Source organism: Streptomyces sp. HSS9-12, assembly GCF_054963655.1.
Window position 1 is genome coordinate 70,415 of sequence record NZ_JBUEGC010000034.1, and the last position, 6,875, is coordinate 77,289.

7 protein-coding genes and 1 pseudogene are annotated in these 6,875 nt (G+C 68.7%); 3 read left to right on the forward strand and 5 right to left on the reverse strand.

What is annotated here, in order from left to right; all coding sequences use genetic code 11:
* Positions 1 to 8: 8 nt before the first annotated feature.
* The 5 genes and pseudogenes from ACY34J_RS19095 to ACY34J_RS19115 all read right to left on the reverse strand — a co-directional run bounded on the left by ACY34J_RS19095 (position 9) and on the right by ACY34J_RS19115 (position 4,300).
* A complete protein-coding gene (locus ACY34J_RS19095; protein ID WP_462727679.1) occupies positions 9 to 1,271 on the reverse strand; it encodes a tyrosine-type recombinase/integrase in 1,263 nt (420 codons plus the stop codon).
* Positions 1,271 to 1,495 carry a helix-turn-helix domain-containing protein gene (locus ACY34J_RS19100; RefSeq protein WP_462727680.1) on the reverse strand — a complete coding sequence of 75 codons (225 nt, stop codon included), beginning with the start codon at positions 1,493 to 1,495 and terminating at the stop codon, positions 1,271 to 1,273. Before ACY34J_RS19100 ends, ACY34J_RS19095 begins: the two co-directional genes overlap by 1 nt.
* A pseudogene (locus ACY34J_RS19105) lies at positions 1,495 to 2,936 on the reverse strand (replication initiator). The gene ACY34J_RS19100 and the pseudogene ACY34J_RS19105 overlap by 1 nt, the downstream one beginning before the upstream one ends.
* Positions 2,937 to 3,824: 888 nt before the next feature.
* A complete protein-coding gene (locus tag ACY34J_RS19110) occupies positions 3,825 to 4,070 on the reverse strand; it encodes a DUF7848 domain-containing protein (RefSeq protein ID WP_462727681.1) in 246 nt (81 codons plus the stop codon).
* Complete coding sequence (locus ACY34J_RS19115; protein WP_462727682.1) at positions 4,058 to 4,300, reverse strand: hypothetical protein; 243 nt, start codon at positions 4,298 to 4,300, stop codon at positions 4,058 to 4,060. Before ACY34J_RS19115 ends, ACY34J_RS19110 begins: the two co-directional genes overlap by 13 nt.
* A gap of 282 nt (positions 4,301 to 4,582) precedes the next feature.
* Here ACY34J_RS19115 and ACY34J_RS19120 point away from each other — a divergent pair, with 282 nt between their 5' ends.
* The 3 genes from ACY34J_RS19120 (at position 4,583) to ACY34J_RS19130 (ending at position 6,680) form a co-directional block, all read left to right on the forward strand.
* On the forward strand, positions 4,583 to 5,302 hold the full coding sequence (locus ACY34J_RS19120) for an XRE family transcriptional regulator (protein ID WP_462727690.1): 720 nt from the start codon (positions 4,583 to 4,585) through the stop codon (positions 5,300 to 5,302).
* Between the two features lie 2 nt (positions 5,303 to 5,304).
* Positions 5,305 to 5,775, forward strand: coding sequence for an NUDIX hydrolase (locus ACY34J_RS19125; protein ID WP_462727683.1), 471 nt, complete (start codon positions 5,305 to 5,307; stop codon positions 5,773 to 5,775).
* 485 nt (positions 5,776 to 6,260) lie between these two features.
* Positions 6,261 to 6,680 carry a DUF5958 family protein gene (locus ACY34J_RS19130; protein ID WP_462727684.1) on the forward strand — a complete coding sequence of 140 codons (420 nt, stop codon included), beginning with the start codon at positions 6,261 to 6,263 and terminating at the stop codon, positions 6,678 to 6,680.
* Positions 6,681 to 6,875 lie beyond the last annotated feature (195 nt).

A 6,875-nucleotide genomic window follows, 5' to 3' on the forward strand; every position in this document is an offset into this window, starting at 1 on the left:
CGGCAACGTCAGCGGACGGATGCTGTGACGGGCGGGTCGTCGGGGCGGTCGTTGATCCCACCGAGCGCGCCGTTGAGGCTGTCGATGGCTTGGCGCTGGAGGCGGAGTCGGACGTGGGCGTAGAGGGCGTGGCCGAGCAGCTCCTTGATCACGACGAGGTCGATGCCCTGCTCCAGGAGGAGGGTGGCGGTCGAGTGCCGGAGGTCATGGAAGCGGATCACTCGAAGTCCGGCGCGTTCGAGTAGGTGGCGAAAGCTGCGTGTGAGGTTGGTGGGATCGAAGGGCCTGCCGATCGGGGTGGTGAAGACGAGACCGGTGTCCGCCCATCGTGATCCCGCAGCCTGACGATCTTCCTGCTGCCGCTCCTGGTGGATCTTGAGAGAGTTGATGCATTCGGTGGGCAGCGCGATACGGCGTTCAGAGGCGCGGGTCTTGGTGTGCAGGATGGTCAGGCCGCCGGTGTGAGTGCGCTGGAGGGATCGGTGGATGGCGGCGGTTCCCGCGTCGAGGTCGAGGTCTTCCCAGTGCAGGCCGAGGAGTTCGCCCTTGCGGAGGCCGGTGCGCAGGGCGAGTTCGTACAGCGCGTGAAGCCGGTCGCCGCTGGCGGCCTGGAGGAACTGCCGGGCCTCGCTCGCGGTGAAGGGCTTGAAGCGCCGGGGGCGGGGCGCGGGGGCCTTGACGTTTCGGGCGACGTTGCGGGGCAGGTCGTCTTCGCGGACGGCGTGCTCAAGTGCGGACTTGAGGACCGAGTGGACGTAGGCCACGGTCAGTGGCGAGAGCCGCTTGTTGCAGCATTGGCCGATGGTGCAGCAGGAGTGCCGGGCGGTGTCCCGTCCATGTACGCAGCACTGGCAGGCGACGCGGAGGTGGTCGAGGAAGGTGCGGACGTCGCGGGCGGTGAGCCGGGCGAGCTTCTTCGCGCCGAGGCCGGGGATGAGGTGGAGACGGATGCAGGCGGCGTAGCGGGTGTGGGTGTTCTCCCGGACCTGGTGGACGGCGATGCTGTTCAGCCAGTACGTCAGGTAGTCGCTCACGGTGCAGTCGGATACTGCGACGGGCAGCCCGAGGTTGCTCGCGGAGATCTTCTCGGTGAGCTTGCCCAGGGCTTCCTTCCGGCTTGTGCCGTAGACGCGGACGCGCTTGCGAGTGTTGCCGGGGGCGAGGACGTATCCGGCGGCTTCCCAGCGGCCGTCCTTGCGCTGGTAGACGGTGCCGTCTCCGTTGGCGCGGGAGCGGCTGCGGCGGGAGGCGGCGGGGCGCGGCGTGGTCATCAGGCAGCTTCCTGTTCGAGGCGGGTGCGGATGAAGTCGGTGAGCGCGTGGACGGGGATGCGGCGGGCGCGGCCGAGGGTGATCGAGGCGAGCTGGCCGGTGCGGAGCAGCTCGTAGACGGCGGAGCGGCCGAGCTGGAGGCTGGTCATCACCTGGGGCACCGTGAGCAGATCCAGCGCCGGTGCCGCCTCCACGTGGAGGCAAGCGGGCGGGGGCGAGGCCATCAGCAGCCCCCTTCGGCCGCGAACTGCCGTTCCAGTTCCTTGCGATGCCAGACGTCGGCCGCGAGGAGGGCCGCGCCGGGGCTGTAGCCCGAGCCGAGGTAGGCCCAGTGGCCGATGACGAGAGTCGTGTTCTGATCGGGCTCGCGCAGGCCGGCGTGGGCGCGGGCCTGTTCGGTGCGCCAGGCTCGGCGGGCGGCGCGCAGCGCGCCGAGGGTGGTGGAGTAGCGGCGGGACTTGGTGGAGAAGTGGCCCCGGAAGCCGAGCATGTGCGCCCACTTCCAGAGCTTTAGATCAGCGAACTCGGGCAGCCTGCCGAGTTCCCAGCAGGTGCGGATCATCTGCCGCACGTGTCTGGCGACCGCGAGGCGCGGCAACGGGCGGGCCTGTCCGGTGCCGTCGCACGTGGTGCAGGGGAGCGGGGTGCCGTGGGGCAGGAGGGTGGCGCCGCGGCCTTGGCAGGGGCGGCAGAACAGGGAGCGGTCGAGGGTGCCGGAGGCGTCGGCGGACTTGGTGGCGTACTTCGCGACGTAGGCGGCCACGGCCTGATCGGTGAATTCGGCGTCGGCGCCGAAGGCGGCGATCTCGCGTACGTCGAGCTGTTCGCCCCAGGTGAGTTCGCGTTTCCCGATCGCGTCCGACTCGACCGTGACGCGGACCCGTGCGGCGGCGGCGCGGATGGCGTCGGTGAGCACGGCGACGGTGGCGTACGGCGGTGGGGGCTGGGTGCTGCCGTCCGGGCCGTCGAGCCGGATGACGGCGTGGAAGTGGACCAGGCCGCGCTGTTGGCATTCGGCGACCTTGGCGAAGGAGACCCGCAGGACCGCGTGGGCGGCCTTCTGGGTTGCCGAGCCGGGCGGCGATCTCGCGGCGCAGGTAGGTGGTGAAGCGGACCCACAGGGCTCCGGCGTGGGCGTTGAACAGGACCGCGCCCGCGTAGTCGTACGTCGCGGGCTTCAGCGGCGTCCCGATCAGGGGGGCCGTGGGTTCGTGGAGCTTGCGGCAGCGGCAGGGCCGGACGTCGCCGCCGGGCGTGGTGAGGCGGTTGTGGACGGGGCCGAAGGACGGCGGGGTGAGGGTGACGAAGACGCGGGGGGTGGGTGCGGACGGTGTCGGGACGGTCTTGCCCCCGGAGAGGCCGGCGCGGATGAGGTGGTAGGTGTCGGCGGCGTAGAGGCGGGAGCAGGCCGGGCAGCGGGAGGCGCGGCGGTTCCCGCACGCGGTGAGCAGACTGCCCGTGGGCTCGGCGGAGGAGGTGTAAGCGCAGTACCTCACCAGTCGTGGTGTCGACGGTGGTGCTCTGGCCGGTCAGGCGGACGGGTTCGGTGCAGCCGCCGAGGCGTTCGATCTGCTGCTGCGCACGGTCGAAGTCAGGCTGGTTGACCAGGTGGAGCAAGTCCCGCACGGCGGGGCTTGCCACGTGGCGCAGGTCCAGGGTGACCATTCGGGGCGTGTCCCTTCTGTCGGGGTGGGGCCCGAGCAGCAACCGACCATGGCTGTGGGCGTGTTGGTGTTGCTCGGGGCATGACGAACCAGGCCCATCGGGTGGGCGTGGATTTCAGGGAGAGGTGATCCGGCCGGTGGCCGGGGTGGCTCAGAGCTGAGCGAGGGCGGCGGTGGCCACCGGCAGGGCGACGCCCATGCGGGTCGCGAGTTGGGAGGCGGAGATTGGCGCTCCGTGCTCGGCGTGGTGGGTGTCCGCGATGCGCCGGGCCGCATTCAGCAGTGCTGCGGGCAGGGTCGGGCGGGAGCCGGTATCAGGCGCCTTGGCGAGGGCCGGGGCGGGGGCGGGTTGATCAAGGGCGCCCCGCTGACGCGGGCCGCCGCGCGCCGGCGGCCGGTGACCGCCGCCCGCTCCTGTCTACCGCCCCGCTGGCGACGCCCACCGGCCACTCGGCGCGCACAGGGCCCGGAAGCATAAGCCGGACCCCCAACCAGAAGCCCCGGTCCGACCGCTCAGCAGCAGATCGGCCGGGCACTGGGAAGGCCGTCCGGCGAGCTCGTGCCGTGCGGCGTCGGCACCCCGGCGGAGCTGCCGCCCCGGACGCGTGGGCCTGGTGCCTGGCTGGGGCCGTGACGATGGAAATACTGGGCTGATGCCGGTGCGGGGTTGAGCGAGGCACACGTGGCGGGTGATCGGTCGGCTTCACCCGCCGTCGTGGCTGACTTTCTGTGGCTGAGGCCAGAACCCCCACGGCCATGAGCACGGCACGCACGTGAAGGCCCGGCCCTGCCGGGCTGATCAGGACGGGGGAGCCTCGATCGGCTGCGCACGGCAGAGACGGGAGCTGGATGGGTCAGCGCGGTGCGGTGTCTGGGAGGACAGGGCGCGTCATATCTGGCGCCTGGTGCGCCAGGGCCGGGTGATGATCTCCCGGTAGGTGTGGTGGGACGGGTTCTGGCCGCAGTGCCGCAGCACCCAGTCCTGCGGTTCGGCGAAATCCTCGCTTGTCGGCGAGGTTTCTCCGTCCACGGCGCACTGCATCGCGTACAGCACCGGCTCCGCGTCCGGCTCACGGTCGGGCTGGAGCGTCCAGGTCTCGTAGCGCAGGACCGAGCGAGGGGTCACCGTCCCCACCTCCGGTTGGCCACAGCCACCTTGGCGCTCAATTCCTCGGCCGTGGTCGGCGGACGTACCTCTTCGGGCGGCACGTCCCACTCCCGGCCACCGCGCGGCGGTCGAAGCTGTACGTAAGGTCCCACATGGCCCATCACCACGCCCACCTTGCCGTTCCTCCGGTCGACCATGACGGCGCCCACGTCGGGCGAGGCGCTGTGCTCGACCGCGTCAGGGTTGCGGTCAGTCATCGTGACCACCCCGGCGAGGCGGTCCGCGACCGGGCAGCCAGTCGCAGGGCGGGAACACAAGTGGTGGCGCTCTTACGCACGTTGGCACTCCTCGGCGGCGTGGACCGTGCCCCTGGGCGTTATCGGTGCCGCAGGGTCGGCACCGATCCTCACGTCGATCACCGGGACGAAGGAACCTCCACCAAACCCCACTCCGGGACGTCTCGCACCATGTAGAACGTCCCTGGTGCCGTCCTGAGATGTAGGGGGAGACTCGTGCCGAACGAGAGACTACGAGCCGTCATGGCAGCCGGAGGCTGGACGTACGCTGCCCTCGCCCAGGAGGTCGAGGTCGACCCCAAGTCGGTCGAGCGCTGGGTGAACCTCGGGCGGATCCCACGCCGCGCCACAGCCTTACAGGCGGCCGAAGCCCTGGGAGAAGACGTGCACGCACTCTGGCCGGCACTCCGCCAAGCCCGCCCCGCCCGCGCCATCAGCCCCGAGCTGGTGGCGCTCTACGAGCAGCGGGCCGACCTCCCCGTCTCGGCGTTCACCGACCTGATGGCCCAGGCCCGGCAGCGGATCGACATCCTCGTCTACGCGGCCGTCTTCCTCCACGAGGCGTACCCGCGGCTGAACGAACTCCTCTCCGAACGTGCCGCCGAAGGCTGCACCGTCCGCATCGCGATCGGGGACGCCGACAGCGACACCGTCCAAGCCCGCGGACAGGAGGAGCGGTTCGGCCACGGCATCGAATCCCGCTGTCGCCTCGCGCTCATGCACTACAGACCGCTCGCCAGCACCCCGGGCATCGAAGTCCGCACCCACGAAACCACGCTCTACAACTCCCTCTACCGCGCCGACGACCAGCAACTCGTCAACGCCCATGTCTGGGGCGTCAACGCGTACGCCGCCCCCGTATGGCATCTTCGCCGACACGAGACAGGCGGCATGTTCGACACCTATGCCGAGAGCTTCGACGCCGTGTGGACGACGGCAACCCCCGTACGAGAGGAAGGCTGACCGTGGCCCGCACCGAGTACTACGACGACCCGAACGCGCCCAAGCCGAACAGCATGGTCGTCGCCGCCTCCGCCGTCGTCACCGACGACCACGGGCGCATCCTCCTTCAGCGCCGCCGCGACAACGACCTATGGGCCCTGCCCGGAGGCGGTATGGACCTCACCGACTCCCTGCCAGGCGCGGCCGTCCGCGAGGTCAAGGAAGAAACCGGCCTCGACGTCGAGATCACTGGCCTGGTCGGCACCTACACCAACCCGAAACACATCATCGCCTACACCGACGGCGAGGTCCGCCGCCAGTTCAACGTCTGCTTCACCGCCCGCATCACCAGCGGCCAACTGGAGATCTCCGACGAGTCCACCGAACTCCGGTTTGTACCGCCGGAAGAGATCGAACAGTTGCCGATGCACCACACCCAACGACTCAGGCTCCAGCACTTCCTGGAACAGCGCGAGAAGCCGTACCTGGGCTGAACCGCCTGACGGCAGTAGCGACGGCAACAACCCCGCACAACCACGGATACCCACGCACTTCACTGGACCAGCAAACTGCGCTTGACCTGCGAAAAAGCAGGTAGGGGGGTCCGCGTAGCACACGTACTATGTGCTGGCGGGGGTCACTGCGGTCCTCGTTCATAACTCCAATGGGTGGTGCGGCCCTGGCTTTAGAACGGCGGCAGAGGTCGGTATCAACCCGAATGATGCCAAGCGAATTCAGAATGCCGCCGATAAGGCCGGGCAGCCAATCATTGTGGTCGGGAGCCGTGCAAACGGAACGCCCAACCCGACATCGGACTGGGATTACATCCTGTCCGGTCCGTCCAGAACGCGTCACAGCGTCAAGAATTCACTGCCGAGAGGAACAGGTGACGGTGAAGGGAGTGGACGCGGTAGAGATTTCTGGCAGAACTACAATCCGAGCCGTCCAGACTATGCAGAGCTGGACAGAAACAGGCCGTATGTTGTATTCGAGCCCCGGAGCAGGTGAGCACTTGCGAGCATCAGAGCGGATCATCAACGAGGTTGCTCAAGGGCTCCGCAGCTTGGAGGACGCTGTGGCCTGGTTCTCTTCGCTGGAGCAGGTTCAGCAGGGAGCGGTACTGCATGAGGTTGTTCGCTACGCCATGCAGGCCCATGCAACGGTGAATGACGCGCGTGAGGGGCTAGTGCGATCAGGCGTCAAGCCGACCATGACCCCGGCAGTGTTGATTGTTCGAGAACCGATTCTCGAACAGATGGGGAAGATCATAAATCTGCCCCCCGGTGAGTACGCGAAGTCCTTTCGCGTCCTCGTGTCCACGTTCGCTGTAGCTGACACGCGACGAAGAGAAACGGAGTGCCGAGGAACTTGTAGCCACGCCTGGCACAACCTGTCGTAGGCGCCAACGCCCCCGGCGCGCCGAAGAGGAAATTGCCGAGGATTTCTGAGTTCGCTTGGGCGCACATTGGGAGTCCCTGCCGAGTCGGTAATCGGCGGGGCCCCTGGGCGCTTTGACGGCAACGCTGACGGCAATGTCAGCGGACGACGGCTGCGGTGGGTGCCGTTGGGGTCGTCGTCGGTCAGGTCGAGTGCG

Coding starts and splice junctions, on each gene's coding strand:
- ACY34J_RS19095 (WP_462727679.1), bottom strand. CDS start 1,271: ATGACCACGCCGCGCCCCGCCGCCTCCCGCCGCAGCCGCTCCCGCGCC.
- ACY34J_RS19100 (WP_462727680.1), bottom strand. CDS start 1,495: ATGGCCTCGCCCCCGCCCGCTTGCCTCCACGTGGAGGCGGCACCGGCG.
- ACY34J_RS19115 (WP_462727682.1), bottom strand. CDS start 4,300: ATGACTGACCGCAACCCTGACGCGGTCGAGCACAGCGCCTCGCCCGAC.
- ACY34J_RS19120 (WP_462727690.1), top strand. CDS start 4,583: ATGGCAGCCGGAGGCTGGACGTACGCTGCCCTCGCCCAGGAGGTCGAG.
- ACY34J_RS19130 (WP_462727684.1), top strand. CDS start 6,261: ATGTTGTATTCGAGCCCCGGAGCAGGTGAGCACTTGCGAGCATCAGAG.